Source organism: Rhodococcus sp. HNM0563 (assembly GCF_012726195.1).
In the GTDB taxonomy this organism is placed as follows: domain Bacteria; phylum Actinomycetota; class Actinomycetes; order Mycobacteriales; family Mycobacteriaceae; genus Rhodococcus.
Window position 1 is genome coordinate 95124 of sequence record NZ_JAASAF010000007.1, and the last position, 14385, is coordinate 109508.

The following is a 14385-nucleotide window of genomic DNA, read 5'->3' on the forward strand; positions in this document are numbered from 1 at the left end:
GAGTGCGCTTCCCTAGACGATGCGAACCTTGTCGTCGTCTTCCACGGGGACCAGGGACTCGGGTCGAGACGATTCGGCTGCTGCCGGGTGGATCTTCGTCGCGGTGAGAATCGCGATCAAGCAGAGCACCCCCGAGATCAGGAATGCCCAGCGGGCTCCCGCGATCTCCGCGGCAGGTCCCGTTTCGGTCGCCTTGGAGGCACCGAATGTCATGGCCGCCACCAACAGTGCGGTGCCGGCAGCTCCGGCCAGCTGCTGGAAGGTGTTCATGATCGCTGAACCGTGGCCGTAGAGGTGGCGCGGTAGCGACGAGAGCGAGACGGTCAGCAGGGATGTGAGCACGAAGGCCATACCGGCTCCGTACAGGGTGTTGAAAAGCAGCACGTACCAGATCTGGGTGGAGGTGGAGATGAAGGCCAGTGCGAACATCGACACGGCCAGGAGGACGGTCGCGGGAAGGACCAAAGGGCGGGGGCCGACGCGATCGAAAGCCCGGCCGACGAAGGGTGCAAGCACCGCCTGGACGAGCCCGGCGGGTAGCAACAACAGTCCGACCTCGAGCGAGTTCATTCCGAGTCCGTGCTGCAGAACCATGGACAGCAGGACCACCGAACCCAAGAGCAGGCCGAAGCCGATTGCCACGGTGATGACGGAGTAGCGGAACGTCGGCACAGAGAAAGGGCGCAGATCCAGTAGTGACGCGCCGCGGTCCTGCAGCATCCGCTGGCGCGCGACGAAGAGCACCAGCCCGACGGCTCCTACCGCAAGGGCTATGGCCGTGGGAATCCATGCGCCTCTCAGTGCGGCCTCCGCGCCCGACAGGGCGTAGACGATGCCACCGAAACCGAACGCGGACAGGACTACCGAGAGCACATCGAGCGGGGCGCGCCGGGGCTCGCCGCCATTGGCGATGAAGGTCAGTCCGATCGGCAGCGTCACGGCGGCGATGGCGACCATCATCCAGAAGATCCAGCGCCAGCCGACCGAACCCAGGATGGCTCCGGAGAGCGTGGGGCCGACGGCCGGGGCGCATGCGATGACGATGGTGTTCATGCCCATGATCGCGCCGCGTCGGGCCGGGGGTACCGAGGTGAGCGTGGTGGTCATGAGCAGCGGCATGATGATCGCGGTGCCGCCGGCCTGGACCACACGGGCAGCGAGCATGACGGGGAAGCTGGGGGCCAACGCGGCGATCAGCGAACCGGCGAGGAACAGTACGAGCGCGCTCGTGAACAGGGCGCGGACCGTGAAGCGTTGCAGGAGAAAGCCGGTCGTCGGGATGACTACGGCCATGGTCAGCAGGAATCCCGTCGAGAGCCACTGGATTGCTGTGGCGTCCACGCCGAAGTCGATCATGAGTTGCGGCATGGCCACTGCCAGGACCGTCTCGTTGAGGATCATGACGAAGGCGGCTACGGCGAGCACGGTGATCGTGCCCTTCACAGCCGGCGCGAGTGCTGTGGGTGCGGCGGTTCGGGCCGTCGTGGTCAAGGAGGTACCTGATTTCCGAGTGGGATGCGGAGACAGGAAATTATGACACACTCTGCCAAGTTGGCGTAATGCGACAGAATGGTGTGGTGCCCCACAGGATCGATGCGGCAGGATGTCGATATGTCTGAATCCGCACCCGCGCGGGGATTGCGCGAGCGCCGCCGACGCGAGACCACTGCGCTGATCCACCAGGCCGCTGTCGATTGCGTGGAGCGCGATGGGCTGGAGGCGACGACGGTGGCTCGGATCGCGGAGACGGCCGGCGTTTCCGCACGGACCTTCTTCCGTTATTTCCCATCCAAGGAGGCTGCGATCCTGCCCGGGCAGGGTGAACTCAGGGTGGCCCTGCTTGCCCTCGCGGCGAATCACCCCCCGGACGCCGATGCTGCGCTGACTCCCCGGCACGCCGTAGGACGTTTGATGGGCAGGCTCGGAGAACTCATCCGCGACGATCCGATCGATCATCACGAACATCGGCGCATCGGCGCGCTGCTGGATGCGGAACCGGAACTGCGTGCCCATCTCTCGAGCGAGGATGGTGAATTGACCCGTGTCGCCGTCACGGTCCTGCGTGCACTGGCCCCGAGTTTCGACGCGGGCGAAGCGCGACTCCACGCGGAATTGGCTTTCAGCGCCTGGCGTGTGGCGTTGTGGACCTGGGACACGATGGGTTCCACTCCGGAGCATCCGACGCCGTACTCGCGATGGTTGTGGGCGCTGGATCGGATGGCCCCAGCGGTGGCTGCCATGACGTCGTCGGCTGCCGACGGATAGAGGTTGCCGGCGCAACCACGGTTGCCGATGGAGGACGGAGAGATGTGTAGCCTTCCGGAGCCTGGGCGTGTCGGCTGGGTGGCGTGTGACCCGATTGTGGTGTAATGCCAATCACAATGAAATGTGTTTGTGATTTCACCCATTAGTTGTTGACACGTTGGATCCGTGGAGACCTCCGAAAGGCAACTCATGACCGCAGTCCGTCCCGACACATTCGTCTCCCCGGAACCCGTGCGGCCGGGCGCAACCCGACCACGGGTGCTGCTGATCGGGACCCCGGCCAGCCTGGCGGAGCTCACCCGATGGGAACTTGTGCGGCGATGGGCGGTCGAGCACGGGCTCACCCCGACCCGGGAACTCGATGAGCGGGTCGTCTACGCGGTCGCGACCGACAACGTCCTCGACGGACTGTGTACTCCCGCGGAGGCCACGCTGATGCAGCGCGCCAAGTCCTGGGGCGTTCCGTGCAGTGGTGTGGACGAGGCGCTGCGGGATCCGGGGGAGCAGGCCGAACACGGCGGTTTCGCTGCGCTCCCCAAATGACCGTGCGGGAGGCATGGTCTCGAGACCGGTGTTCGCTACGCTCGGGTTTCGAACTCGAACAGACCACCGTCCTGGAGGAGTTTCACCGTGCCGAAGCCCCCGCTTCCCGACGCCGTTGCAGAACTACTCGCTCGTCCCAACCACGCAACGATTGCTTCGTTGCGCGCCAGCGGCCAGCCCGTTTCGGTCCCCACCTGGTACATCTACGAAAACGGCCGCATCCTCGTGAACATGGACGAGGGCCGCAAGCGTCTCGAATATCTCCGCAATGATCCGCGAGTGGCTTTGAGTGCGATGGATCCGGACGACTGGGTCACCCACGTGAGCATTCAGGGCAGGGTCGTCGAATTCGTCGACGACCCCGACCTGACCGACATCGATCGGATCGCCCGGCACTACACCGGGCAGCCCTATCATGTTCGCGACCGTAAGCGTGTGAGCGCGTGGATCGAGATCGACCGCTGGCATGCGTGGGGCCGGTTGATGAACGCGTGAGGCCGGCGCCGGGGAGCGGCCTGCTCACATGATGCCGGCCTTCTTGGCGGCGCTGCGAACCTGGAACGACATGACGATCAGCAGGATGCCGAACAGGATCGCGTAGATGCCGAGCAGGACGATCAGGCCGAGGATGCCGGAGCCGGGGAAGATCAGCAGGATCACGCCGAAGATCACTGCAACTACCCCGGCGATCAGCGACCACACCCACCCGGAATCCGGGACCTTACGGAACCGCAGGGCACCGACAATGCCGATGATGCCGAACAGGATTGCGTAGAACGCGATCAGGTACAGCAGTACCAGCGCTGTGATTCCCGGCCAGAACAGCGCGACCAGGCCGGCAACAACCGACAGGATGCCCATGGCCAGCCACAGCCCCCAGCCGTCGAGCGTTGCTCGATCGCGGATGGAATGCCACACGAGGACCACCCCGTCGACGATCGCGTACGCGGCGAATACGACAACGAGGGCCCACACGGTGATCCCCGGCCATACCAGGGCGACGATGCCGAACAGGACCGCGAGGATGCCTCGAATCAGCACCACCCACCACACTGTTTTGAACACCGAACGGAACAGGTCGGATGCTGACTCCGGATTCGCGGACATGACGGCTCCTTGCGTATGACGACGCGATCTTGATGGTCCGATGTTGATGGTCCTCAGAATAGGTCGGCTTACCTTGATTCGTAGGGGAAATCGAGACCGTCATACCGATGGACCAATGCAGCCGTAGTCGCGGGGCGCGGCATGAAAGGATTCGCCCCGTACGACGCGCTGTCATCGCAGCGCCGGCTACGACCCGGAACCGCCGGGACCGAGCGTCTGGAGGAGTAGCACGTGTGGCCCGAACATTGGCCGACGATCACCCGGCAGATCGCCACTGAGACCGACGCCGCGGTGACGGCGGCCCGCAGCGAGGCGGTGTCCGCGTTCGACGAAGCGCTCGCCGAGCTGGTCGCGTTTCCGTACGAGCAGGTCACCGCGGTGCACGCGGGGATGGTGCGCGAGTTGCTCGAGGAGCTTCACCCGGACGGATTGACGGGTGAGGATGTCCAGAGCGTGCTCGAGCGAGCCCTTCGGCACGGGATGCGCTGGCTGCCGTCGCTGCAGCCCGACGCGGTGGTTGCCGTGCTCACCGGCACCTTGGGTGTGCACGACGAGGAAGCGCCGAAAGTGCGACCGGCCGACTACCTGAGCGCGGGTGTACTGGTGCTCGCCGACCTTCTTGCCGCGCGCCGATCTACGCCGGGCCCGTATCTGCGACGTGCTGTCGCCGAGATCGAGCGGTCCGAGACCATGGAAATGCCCTGACCGACACTGTCCCGGGCGCGCGTCAGCGCAGCGTCTGCTCTTCGACATTGCGCGCGATGCGCTGCAGCAGTCCGGTGAGCACGTCGAGTTCGTCGTCGCTGAGTCCGTCGAGCATCTTCTTCTCGCTTGCGACGCGGCGCGGAAGTTCCCGCTCGACGACCTCGCGCCCCTCATCGGTCAGCGAGAGCAGGACCACGCGTCCGTCGCGTTCGAGACGCTGACGTTCGATCAGGCCGATCTTCACGAGTCGTTCGGTGTGCTTGGTGGTGGAGGCCCCCGAGATGCCGGTGACGGAGGTGACCTCGCTGGCACGTAGTGGGTGTTCACTGCGTGCGAGTGCGCTGAGTACCTCGAATTCGGTGCGTCCGACGCCGCTCGGCTCGAGTTCTTTCTCGAGCTGCGCAAGCGCGAGCGAGCCGATTCTGGTGATACGGCCGATCACGTCGATTGCGCGGAGATCGAGTTCGGGGTAGCGGGCCGCCCACGCGTGACGTATGCGTTCGACGTAGTCGGGCGGGGTGGGGTGCGTGGGCATGTGTGCATTCTAACGTCCGAGAACCAACAACTTCGTAGATATTTTACCTGTGAAGTATTAACCTGGAATCATGCTTCCGACACGCCGACTCTCCGACCGCGACCGCCTCCGTGATTCGGGCGGCGCTCTGGCGCATTCGGTGTCGGCCACCGCGTGGCGGGAAGCTCTCGAGATACGCAGGGGTGATCCCACGATCGCTGTGGCCGTTCGTGTCGGCGTCGCCACCTTGATCGCGCTGGTCGGGGGTGGCCTGCTCGGCCACCCGGAAGTTGCGGGATTCGCCGCGCTGGGTGCGCTCTGTTCGGCCTTTCTCCGCTACGAACCGTTTCCGAGGCTCGCCACGAAGCTTGCGTGCGTTGCCGGCGGACTCATCGCTTTCACCGCATTCGGTGCCACGCTCGGCGCCGTGGGGCTGCCGATGTGGTTGCAGATTCTTCTTCTGTCGGGAGCTGCCGGCGTATCGTTCTGGCTGTTCACAGCCTTCCGTCTCACTGGCCCCGGCCCCGTGATCCTCATCTTCGCCGCAGCTGGTGCGGCCGGTTTCGCCCACAGTGCTGCGGACGTGGGTCTCGTCACCGCTGCAGCCGCCATCGGTTCGATGGTCGGTTGGACTATCGCGATGCTCCCCGCGCTGTCGCACCCGCAGAGTCCGGCGCGAGTCGCAGTTGCCCGTGCGCTGGCCTCTGTTTCTGCGCTCGAAAGTGTCGCGGTGGAATCCGACGGCGCGGCAGAAGTTGCTACGGCCCGCCGGAACATCGCCGCTGCCCGTGAGGTGATCGCCCTCGGTGGCGACCGCCGGATACGAACTCACAGCCGCGAGCTGCTCGCACTGCTCGACGCCGCCGAGAACGTGCTCGACAGTGGGTCCCACGACACGGTGCGTGCGCGGCGCGACGACTTCCGCCGGTTCGAGACGGAATTGCGCAAGGTGCGGCGCGACATCGACATTCCCCGAATCGATGCGGAGGGGGTCGTGGTCGGCGGTGCCGGAGTTGCCGGGCGCTTCTGGGGTTTCGTCGGAGACGGTGTTCGGCGCCTACGCGATGGTGAGATCTTGATGGGTGTCGCACGGGTTGCGATCGCGTCTCTGCTTGCGGGATGGTTTGCCGCCGCCGTCGGGATGGACCATCCGCTTTGGGCGACGATGGGCGCGATGGCCGCACTACAGGGCGTGAACTACCGCCATACCGTGCAGCGTGCGATCCAACGACTGATCGGCAATGCGTTCGGAGCAATGCTTGCTGCGGTGCTGCTCGTGCTGGATCTGGGCTATTGGCCGCTGGTCGTCGTCATCGTGGTGCTCCAGACGGCCACCGAAATGGTCGTCACGCGAAATTACGCGCTCGCGTCGGTGTTCGTCACTGCGATGGCGCTGATGCTGACCGGACTGGGCACCGGTCTCGGTCCGGATGTCGCACTCAGTCGCGTCGGCGACACCTTGATCGGCGTTGTGGTCGGTGTGATCGTCGCCGCGCTGACCCTCCAGCGCGGCGACCGTGCTCACCTGACCGAGGTCACGCGTGAGCTGCCTCGAAACTCTCGAGAATGTGCGACGGAATTCGTCCGCGTGAACTGACATCGAAGCCCTGGCCCCGTGCCCAATGACGGACCGCGGCCAGCTGCTCGGGTGAGCGACCGGGAATCACCTTGCGATCGCGTGGCTTTCGCTTCCGTGCCGGAGTGGGTGCCGCTACCTGGGCTGTGGGAGGGATGCTGGGTAGCTTCGGTGTCCGATTGCGCTTCGACTCGCTGAGCCATGGCTGCAGAACGGCCCAGAACTTGTCTGCGTTGGAGGGGCGAAGATCGATCTCGTATTCCACGTCGTCGACCGTGATCCGGAATGATTGCGCCAGACCGTCGGTAATCGGTTCGCCGTCGATATCGTCGTAATACTCGACACGCACCTGCTGCGCCACACTGTCTCCTTGTCCCCGAACTTTCAACCAAGACGCTAGTTGTTACTGAAGGGTAGCTTCAAATTCCGGGCAAATGCACCAACCCGGGCGACGAAGTGCTCGAAGAATGCCTCGGGCCGGGTGCCGGTCACGATATCCGCGTTCGGTTCGCGCCCCCACATGCCCGCCCAGTCGGCGATCGTGGTGCCACGGGTGAGGCGTCCCTCCAGCTCGACATCCACGGTCGCGGGCTTTGTCGTGTACTGAATTGTTCCCAGCGCCACGGCTGCCGCGAACGGATCGTGCACGTGCGCGAGGAACCCGAGATTCTGGTCGCGGTGGAACTCCATGTAGAAGCGAAGGGAATCCGACAGGTGACGCACCACCATGTTCGACGCCCGAGACCGCAGCCCCCGCGGATCGTCGGGCGACAGTACTTCGGCAGGAAGGCTTTCCGCTGCCTCCGCGATCCTCGCCACATGCACGGCGTGCATCTCGATGGTCTCGGTGACGTCCAGCGGACACACGATCGGACGCTGCGAGTCGGGTAGACCGGAGAACGCATCGAACACTTCGCGCGCGGCCTCCGGGTCGACCGCCACATTCCATTCGGACGTCGGCGTCGTGTTTCCGGGATGGTTGAAACAACCGCCCATGATCACCAGTCGGCGCAGTCGTCTCGGAAGGTCCGGGTCCATCCGTATCGCCAGCGCGAGATTCGTCATCGGCCCGGTCACCAGTCCGGTCAGCTCGCCCGGGTGTGTGCGTGTGAGCTCGACCCATGCCTCGGCTGCGCTGCGTGCCGACGGCGCGCGCGATGCCGGCGGAAGCTCGGCGTACCCGACCCCCAGCGGTCCGTGGGTGTCCTCGGTGGTCATCAACGGTGCGACGAGCGGAACCTGCGCCCCGACCGCGACCTCGATGTCGGATCTGCCGCACATTTCAAGCACCGCAAGGGTATTCGCGGTCACCTGATCGACGGGAACATTTCCGGCCGTGCACAACACCGCAGCGATGTCGGCGTCCGGGCTCGCGAGCAGATACAGCAGCGCAAGGGCATCATCGATGCCGGTGTCCACGTCGACGACGAGTCGAGCCGGTGTGTTCGGGAGGTCGGGGGAGCCCACAGCACACATCTTGCGACATCGCATCGGCATCGTGCACCCGGGGGTCCCGGTCTGCCGCCGATCCCGGCTTGGGAACATTCGACGATGCAGAAGAAGGCCTGGGGATTTTTCACGGACGCCGAGGGCACATACCTGCCCACCAAGTACGCCGAGAGTCCGTGGTCGTCCACGATGCTCGCGGGGCCGTGCGTGTGCGGGCTGATCGCCCGCGAGCTCGAGAACCTGCACGGCGACGACACGATGGTGCCCGCGCGCCTGACCGTCGACCTGTTCAAGCCGGTCCGCAACGCCGAGATCCGATTCACCACCACGCGCGTGCGCGACGGTAACCGGATCCGTGTCGCCGATGCGCTGCTGAAGCAGGGGGACGACATCTCCGCCCGCGCGACCGTCGTCTTCCTGCGGCCATCGGAGCAGCCGCCGGGTGTGGTGTGGGTCCGTGAGGACCGGCCGGAGCCGCCCGCGGAAACCCCCGCCGATCCGGAGACCGGATTCGTCTTCCCCACCTGGTTCGGTAGCGACGCTCATCCCGACGGGTGGTCGACCACGCGATCCGAACACCAGAACGCGAGTCGCAAGCGCTTGTGGGCGCGCCAGCTGCCCGTCGTCGTCGGCGAAGAAATGTCGCCGTTCGTGCGCACCGCGACGGTCGGGGAGGCAACGAGCCTGGTGACCAACTGGAGCGACCGCGGTGTGGGATTCATCAACGCCGACCTCACCATCACACTGTCACGGCTACCCGTCGGACCGGAAGTGGGTGTCGAGGCCGACCACCACATCAGCTCCGACGGCATCTCCGTCGGCACGTCGGTGCTGTTCGATCGACTCGGGCCGTTCGGTTCCGGAACGGTGACCGCACTGGCCGATCCGCACCGGCAGGTCGATTTCGGCTGAGGGCGACGATGCCGAACTAGCATGTGCGCCATGCGAGTAGTGCGGGTCATCGACCTCAGTCACCCGGTGTCGCCGAGCACGCAGGTGTATCCGGGAGACCCGACACCCGTATTCACGTCGCACGCGAGCATCGCCGGCGACGGCTACAACCTGCTGCACATCGCGATGGGGTCGCAGACCGGCACCCACGTCGACGCACCGCGACACATCCGCGACGACGGCGACTCCGTCGAGCAACTCTCGCCCACGGCGTTCGTGGGCAGGGGAGTGGTACTGGACGTGCGCGGACGCGTCGGCCCGGGCGAGCTGATCACTCCGGACCAGTGGGGTGAGACCGAACTCCGCTCGGGCGACATCGCCCTCGTGCACACCGGCTGGTCGGAGTATTTCGGCACCGATGAGTACTTCCGGCATCCGGCGCTGAGCCCGGACACCTGCCGGTGGCTGCTGACCCGCGGTGTGCGCACCATCGGCATCGACGCCCCGAGCATCGATCCGACGGGTGACGAGATACTTGCCGCGCACCACGTGATCGCCGATGCGGGCGGCGTGATCTGTGAGAATCTGAAGAACCTCGCGGGGATCGATTTCGACGACCCGCTGGTGAGCATGCTGCCGATTCCGTTCGAGGGCGCCGACGGGGCGCCTGTGCGCGCGGTGGCGATGCAGCTCGCGCAGTGAAGTCAGGGCAGGTGCGTCACCACGACACGAGCCGTCCCGTACACCGCGGTCCCCGCCGTGATCAGGCCGAACACCACGATCCACACACCTGCCGGGATCCGCGTCAGCCACCTCAGCTGATCGGCGTCCGAGCCCTGGCCACGCCCTCGCATGTGAGTACGGGCGAGTTCGAACACCGGACGGGTCGCGCCGAGCAACAACACCCAGGTGATCAGATACGCGGCGGCGTAGCGCACGACCGGATCACCGAGATATGCCGCGGCACCCACGATCGCACCCGCGATCACGACGGTTACGAACCCGTACAGATTGCGGATCAACAGGAGCAATAGCGCCAACGCAGCGAGAATCGACCACAACACCGCCGCCGGCCGGTTCAGGGTCAGCAGTGTGGCCGCGGCGAAACCGAGCACCGCCGGGCCGGTGTACCCCGCGAACGCCGTCGCGACCATGCCGGGGCCGCGCGGGTTTCCCGACGACACCGTCACACCCGAGGTGTCGCTGTGCAGTCGGATGCCCGACAGTTTGCGTCCCACCAACGCTGCGACGAGCGCATGCGAACCCTCGTGCGCCTGCGTGATCACGTGCCGGGTTTTCAGCCACAGCGGCCGGACCGTCACCAGGATCAGCGCGATCACCGCCGTGACGATCACCAGCGCTGTCGACGCGGGTTCGTCGACGGCAGAGACGGCCTGCCATGCGGATTCCATCACGTCTGTGAACGAGTCTGTGTTCGTGGACGAGTCAGGGCTCGATGCCACTGGTCACCTTTCGTCGGGTGCAGGTGAGGCACGACACGTCGCCGGCCTCGATAGCCTCATGAGCATGCCTGACAGTCGTGCCATCGCGGTCCGCGCGGGTATCGCGGACTCGTGGGCCGTCGGACTCGGACTGATTCCGCTCGGCCTCGCGTTCGGCGTGGTGCTCACCCAGGGCGGCTTCGACTGGTGGTGGGCGCCGATCTTCTCGATCGTGATCTACGCCGGCTCGATGGAATTCCTGGCGATCGGTCTCGTCAGCGCGGTGACACCGTTCGCATCGATCGCGGCGGCGACGCTGCTCGTGAACTTCCGGCACGTGTTCTACGGTCTGTCGTTTCCCCTGCACTCGATCGGCAGCAGAATCGGCCGCCTCTACGCCGTCTACGCGCTCACCGACGAGTCCTACGCAATCATTGCGCCGAAGGCCGGTCAGGAGCTGGCCGGCACCCGCGTGCTGACCGTGCAGGTGTTGTGCCAGGCCATGTGGGTGGTGTCGGGCACCGTCGGCGCACTCATCGGTGCGGTGCTGCCGGCCGGCCTCACGGGCCTCGAGTTCGCGCTCACCGCATTGTTCACGGTGCTCGCGATCGACGCGTTCCGAGTCAACCGCGACATTCCGGCCACGGTGATCGCGGTGGTGTGCGGGCTGGTGGCGATGTTGATCGCGAAGGAACAGATGCTCATCGTCGGACTCGGATTGTTCGTCGCGTGTCTGCTCGCGCGGTTCGTCTATCGGAACAGGGCTGCCAGTGCCTGAATCGGTACCCGGCGCCGGATATGTGCTCGGCGCGCTGCTGGTGATGTTCGTCGTGACGGTCGCGCTGCGCGCCGCGCCATTCGTGGCGCTGTCCGCCCTGAAGCATTCGGCCGTCGTCGACTTTCTGGGCCGGACGATGCCCGTCGGCGTCATGATCATCCTCGTCATGTACACGCTGCGGGACGTGGGTGCGACGACGTGGCTCCCCGCGACGATCGGGTTGTCCGGCACGATCGCGATGCACCTGTGGCGGCGCAACGCGGCACTGAGCACCGTGGCAGGGACCGGCCTCTACTTGGTGGCGTCGGCCTTCTGGAGCTGAGCGTCCGCTGTCGGGATGGTGACCGGCGGGATCGGGGTCATGATCTCGCCGCGGCGGGTGCGTGCGGCGAAGACCGCGGCGACGAACACGACGACCGCGATGATGGCCTGCGAGTTGCCGAGGGTCTCGAGCACCATCTGTTCCACCCAGCCGCGCGACGACGCATCGGTGAGCAGCTTGTTGGGCCCGAACAGGAAGATCAACGTCGCGGGCACGAGTACGGGCCACCAGCGGCGGTAGCGCGGGGCGACGAGCAGCGGCACCAGGAACAGCGAATACACCCAGTGGTGGGTGACGGCGATCGGTGCGGCGAGCAGCGTCGCGAGGCCCACCAGGGCGAGGGCGGGCACGGTTTCTCCTGCGCGGAGGAAGCGGTGCGCGGCCCACGCGGTCGCGGCGACGATGAGCGCGGCGCCGATGATCCACAGGATCTTGCTGGTGCCCTCGGAGAATCCGAACCGGGCGATCAAGCCGGTGAGTGCCTGGTTGCGGAAGAATTCCTGGTCGCCGGCGCGGTCGGTCGCGAAGAATTCTTCGGTCCAGAAGAACACCGAGGAGTCGGGTCGCAGCCAGTAGCCGAACGCGACCGTCGCGAAGAACGCGCCGAACGCCCGGGCCACCGACGGGATGTCCTTGCGGAGCAGGAGCAACAGACCGAACGCGGCGGGCGTCACCTTGATTGCTGCGGCCACTGCGATACCGACCCCGCGGAAGCGGGCGGGAATCACGCCGAGGACGTCGGCGACCACGAGTGCCATGAGGATGATGTTGATCTGGCCGAACGCGAAGTTCGACCGGAACGGCTCGAGCAGAAGGACCACACCGAGGGAGGCGGACGCGACGAGGCTCGCGCGGGTGACGTCGAGACGCTGGTAGACGACCTTGAGGATCCACCACACCAGGGCGATGAGGCCGGCTGTCCACAGCACCTGCAATGTTGTGCTGCCGACCATCGCCATCGGCGCGAACAGGAACGCGGCGAACGGTGGGTAGATGAATCGGAAGCCCGAGTGGCTGTAGAAGCCCTCCGTGTACAGGGGGGTGTGGTGAAGGAACGCGTACCCGGCGTCGCGGAAGACGTCGAGATCCATGAGGTATTCGGTGAACGCGTCCTGGACATATCCCGCCACCGCGTACGCCGTGACCAACAGTCCGATGGCGATCAGTGCGGAGTGCACGGGCCTTGCGCGGACTTCGGACAACAGCACGGGGTAGACCTCCGGGGACGACGACGTTTCGGGATCCCGTCGGGGCGACCCCGTGGTCACGTTACACAAACGTTGTACGGCGCAGCCGAGTCCGGACGGTTCTGCCACATAAGCTGTTCGGTTTATCCCTTTCAGGCGTTTTCCGAAGGCTTGATACGGAGGCGTATCCGATATATACCTATTTATCGTATATTTGCTAGATATAGGTAGAGACTCCGATAGCGCGTACTCCACCTATGAATATCCAGGTGTATCGGCCTATCACTAGACTGCCGAATACTTCTCCGAGATCCGGGTTCGCACGCCGAAACCGGCACAGTGCAGCACGAATGCAGATTCGCTCACGTCCTCGGCTCCGCAGAGATCCAACGACAATTCCACCGACTCGGCCAGACGATAAGGCCTGCTATCCACGACCGAGCCCAACGCACGGCGCAACCGCGACACCTCCGCGCGTACCGCAACGGCGTGATCAGCATCGCCGAACAGCGTGTGGCTCAACTCCGTCACCGACATCCCGATTCGGCCACGCATCTGTAACAGCAGCAGGATCTCAGCGTGTCGGACCGTCACAGCGCTGCGCCACTGACGCCCCGTGCCCGTTACCTCGACGGTCGGTGACGATGACAGCCGCAACGTCATGCGGATCGTCGCCGCAGATTCGGACGGCCTGATCAACCATCCGTGCGACAACTGCTCCGGCACGCACAGTCCGAGACCGGGCACTGTCAGGGCGCGGTCGGTACGGGGAGCACCGACGCGACGGGTCGCGGCGACCCCGGACGCGTGCGCGACCCAACCGTGATCGTCGACCAGCAGAACCGGACCGCTGACCGCCGCCAGCAGGGGCGCGGCCTCGGTGCGCAGACGATCGAGTCGTTGTTCGTGCTGCCGCCACAACTGCGATTCGGCGAGGCGCACCGCGGTGTCGACCAACGCTCCGATTGCGGGATGCAGCGTCATGGCCGGCCCGCTGACGTCGACGATGCCCAGCAGATCGCCACTGATGGGGTCATGTATCGGCGCTGCCGTGCAGTACCAGGGGTGTTGCGACTGCTCGAAATGTTCGCCGGAGAACAACTGCACCGGCGCGGTCTCGGCCAGCGCGGTGCCGATCGCGTTGGTGCCCACCTTCTCTTCCGTCCAGACGGACCCCACGCAGAACCCCAGCGCATCGGCCCGCGACCGCACGCGTGCCGAACCGCTGCGCCACAGGATGACGCCGTCCGCGTCCGTCACGACGAGCAACATCTGTGAAGCGTCGGCAACCGGCGAGATCACCTGTTCGAGGTCGCCGATGATCGAGGCCAGCGGCGACGACCGCCGACGCTGTTCGATCTCCTCTGGCGAATACGGAACGCGCACGTTGCTGCCCACTGGGTCGAGACCTGTGCGCAGGACTCGAGACCACGACCGGGCGACAACGCTGCGCGGCTGCATCGTCGGCTTACCGCCACCGATGACCGTGTCGTGCATCCGCATCAGGTCGCGGGCGTAGCGGGACAGATCGGTGCCGGGTGTGATCGCGCTGAACGTACTCCTGTCCATCCGCGTCACTGTCCCTCCGTGTTCCTGCTGGTCTCCG

Annotated in this window: 17 protein-coding genes; 9 read left to right on the forward strand and 8 right to left on the reverse strand. The window is 65.6% G+C overall.

Annotated features, from left to right (window positions below):
- Nucleotides 1-12 precede the first annotated feature (12 nt).
- The gene (locus HCA61_RS17415; RefSeq protein WP_169689455.1) at nt 13-1491 is read right to left on the reverse strand and encodes a DHA2 family efflux MFS transporter permease subunit; all 1479 of its coding nucleotides are present in this window, start codon (nt 1489-1491) and stop codon (nt 13-15) included.
- 120 nt (nt 1492-1611) lie between these two features.
- Between HCA61_RS17415 and HCA61_RS17420 the strand changes: the two genes are divergently transcribed.
- The 3 genes from HCA61_RS17420 (at nt 1612) to HCA61_RS17430 (ending at nt 3303) form a co-directional block, all read left to right on the forward strand.
- A complete protein-coding gene (locus HCA61_RS17420) occupies nt 1612-2265 on the forward strand; it encodes a TetR/AcrR family transcriptional regulator (protein WP_169689456.1) in 654 nt (217 codons plus the stop codon).
- Between the two features lie 165 nt (nt 2266-2430).
- Nucleotides 2431-2808 (forward strand): hypothetical protein, encoded by a 378-nt coding sequence (locus tag HCA61_RS17425; protein WP_169689457.1) that lies wholly within the window; start codon nt 2431-2433, stop codon nt 2806-2808.
- A gap of 87 nt (nt 2809-2895) precedes the next feature.
- Nucleotides 2896-3303 (forward strand): TIGR03618 family F420-dependent PPOX class oxidoreductase, encoded by a 408-nt coding sequence (locus tag HCA61_RS17430; protein WP_169689458.1) that lies wholly within the window; start codon nt 2896-2898, stop codon nt 3301-3303.
- Nucleotides 3304-3327: 24 nt separating this feature from the next.
- Here the strand turns inward: HCA61_RS17430 and HCA61_RS17435 are convergent, their stop codons facing one another.
- Nucleotides 3328-3915 (reverse strand): HdeD family acid-resistance protein, encoded by a 588-nt coding sequence (locus HCA61_RS17435; protein ID WP_169689459.1) that lies wholly within the window; start codon nt 3913-3915, stop codon nt 3328-3330.
- A 231-nt stretch (nt 3916-4146) separates the two neighbouring features.
- On the opposite strand from HCA61_RS17435, the gene HCA61_RS17440 reads away from it, so the two are divergent.
- Nucleotides 4147-4620, forward strand: coding sequence for a hypothetical protein (locus tag HCA61_RS17440; RefSeq protein WP_169689460.1), 474 nt, complete (start codon nt 4147-4149; stop codon nt 4618-4620).
- 22 nt (nt 4621-4642) lie between these two features.
- Here the strand turns inward: HCA61_RS17440 and HCA61_RS17445 are convergent, their stop codons facing one another.
- Nucleotides 4643-5155 carry a MarR family transcriptional regulator gene (locus HCA61_RS17445; protein WP_169689461.1) on the reverse strand — a complete coding sequence of 171 codons (513 nt, stop codon included), beginning with the start codon at nt 5153-5155 and terminating at the stop codon, nt 4643-4645.
- A 70-nt stretch (nt 5156-5225) separates the two neighbouring features.
- Here HCA61_RS17445 and HCA61_RS17450 point away from each other — a divergent pair, with 70 nt between their 5' ends.
- On the forward strand, nt 5226-6731 hold the full coding sequence (locus HCA61_RS17450; protein WP_169689462.1) for an FUSC family protein: 1506 nt from the start codon (nt 5226-5228) through the stop codon (nt 6729-6731).
- Here the strand turns inward: HCA61_RS17450 and HCA61_RS17455 are convergent.
- Together HCA61_RS17455 and HCA61_RS17460 are read right to left on the reverse strand one after the other, a co-directional pair.
- Nucleotides 6670-7071: an Lsr2 family protein gene (locus HCA61_RS17455; RefSeq protein ID WP_169689463.1), complete on the reverse strand. Its 402-nt coding sequence runs from the start codon at nt 7069-7071 to the stop codon at nt 6670-6672. The genes HCA61_RS17450 and HCA61_RS17455 overlap by 62 nt on opposite strands.
- A 35-nt stretch (nt 7072-7106) precedes the next feature.
- Entirely contained in the window at nt 7107-8177 is a 1071-nt protein-coding gene (locus HCA61_RS17460) for a nucleoside hydrolase (protein WP_346777581.1), read from the reverse strand.
- A gap of 84 nt (nt 8178-8261) precedes the next feature.
- Here HCA61_RS17460 and HCA61_RS17465 point away from each other — a divergent pair, with 84 nt between their 5' ends.
- The gene (locus tag HCA61_RS17465; RefSeq protein WP_169689465.1) at nt 8262-9071 is read left to right on the forward strand and encodes an acyl-CoA thioesterase domain-containing protein; all 810 of its coding nucleotides are present in this window, start codon (nt 8262-8264) and stop codon (nt 9069-9071) included.
- 30 nt (nt 9072-9101) lie between these two features.
- A complete protein-coding gene (locus tag HCA61_RS17470; protein ID WP_169689466.1) occupies nt 9102-9752 on the forward strand; it encodes a cyclase family protein in 651 nt (216 codons plus the stop codon).
- Nucleotides 9753-9754: 2 nt separating this feature from the next.
- Here the strand turns inward: HCA61_RS17470 and HCA61_RS17475 are convergent, their stop codons facing one another.
- Nucleotides 9755-10513, reverse strand: a complete 759-nt coding sequence (locus HCA61_RS17475; protein WP_346777582.1) for a M50 family metallopeptidase — start codon at nt 10511-10513, stop codon at nt 9755-9757.
- 58 nt (nt 10514-10571) lie between these two features.
- Between HCA61_RS17475 and HCA61_RS17480 the strand changes: the two genes are divergently transcribed.
- Both HCA61_RS17480 and HCA61_RS17485 read left to right on the forward strand, forming a co-directional pair.
- On the forward strand, nt 10572-11270 hold the full coding sequence (locus HCA61_RS17480; protein WP_169689467.1) for an AzlC family ABC transporter permease: 699 nt from the start codon (nt 10572-10574) through the stop codon (nt 11268-11270).
- On the forward strand, nt 11263-11592 hold the full coding sequence (locus HCA61_RS17485; RefSeq protein ID WP_169689468.1) for an AzlD domain-containing protein: 330 nt from the start codon (nt 11263-11265) through the stop codon (nt 11590-11592). The genes HCA61_RS17480 and HCA61_RS17485 overlap by 8 nt, the downstream gene beginning before the upstream one ends.
- Here the strand turns inward: HCA61_RS17485 and HCA61_RS17490 are convergent.
- Both HCA61_RS17490 and HCA61_RS17495 read right to left on the reverse strand, forming a co-directional pair.
- Complete coding sequence (locus HCA61_RS17490; RefSeq protein ID WP_346777583.1) at nt 11562-12860, reverse strand: glycosyltransferase 87 family protein; 1299 nt, start codon at nt 12858-12860, stop codon at nt 11562-11564. The two genes, HCA61_RS17485 and HCA61_RS17490, sit on opposite strands and share 31 nt — an antisense overlap.
- Nucleotides 12861-13064: 204 nt before the next feature.
- The gene (locus HCA61_RS17495) at nt 13065-14348 is read right to left on the reverse strand and encodes a GAF domain-containing protein (protein WP_169689470.1); all 1284 of its coding nucleotides are present in this window, start codon (nt 14346-14348) and stop codon (nt 13065-13067) included.
- Nucleotides 14349-14385: the final 37 nt, after the last annotated feature.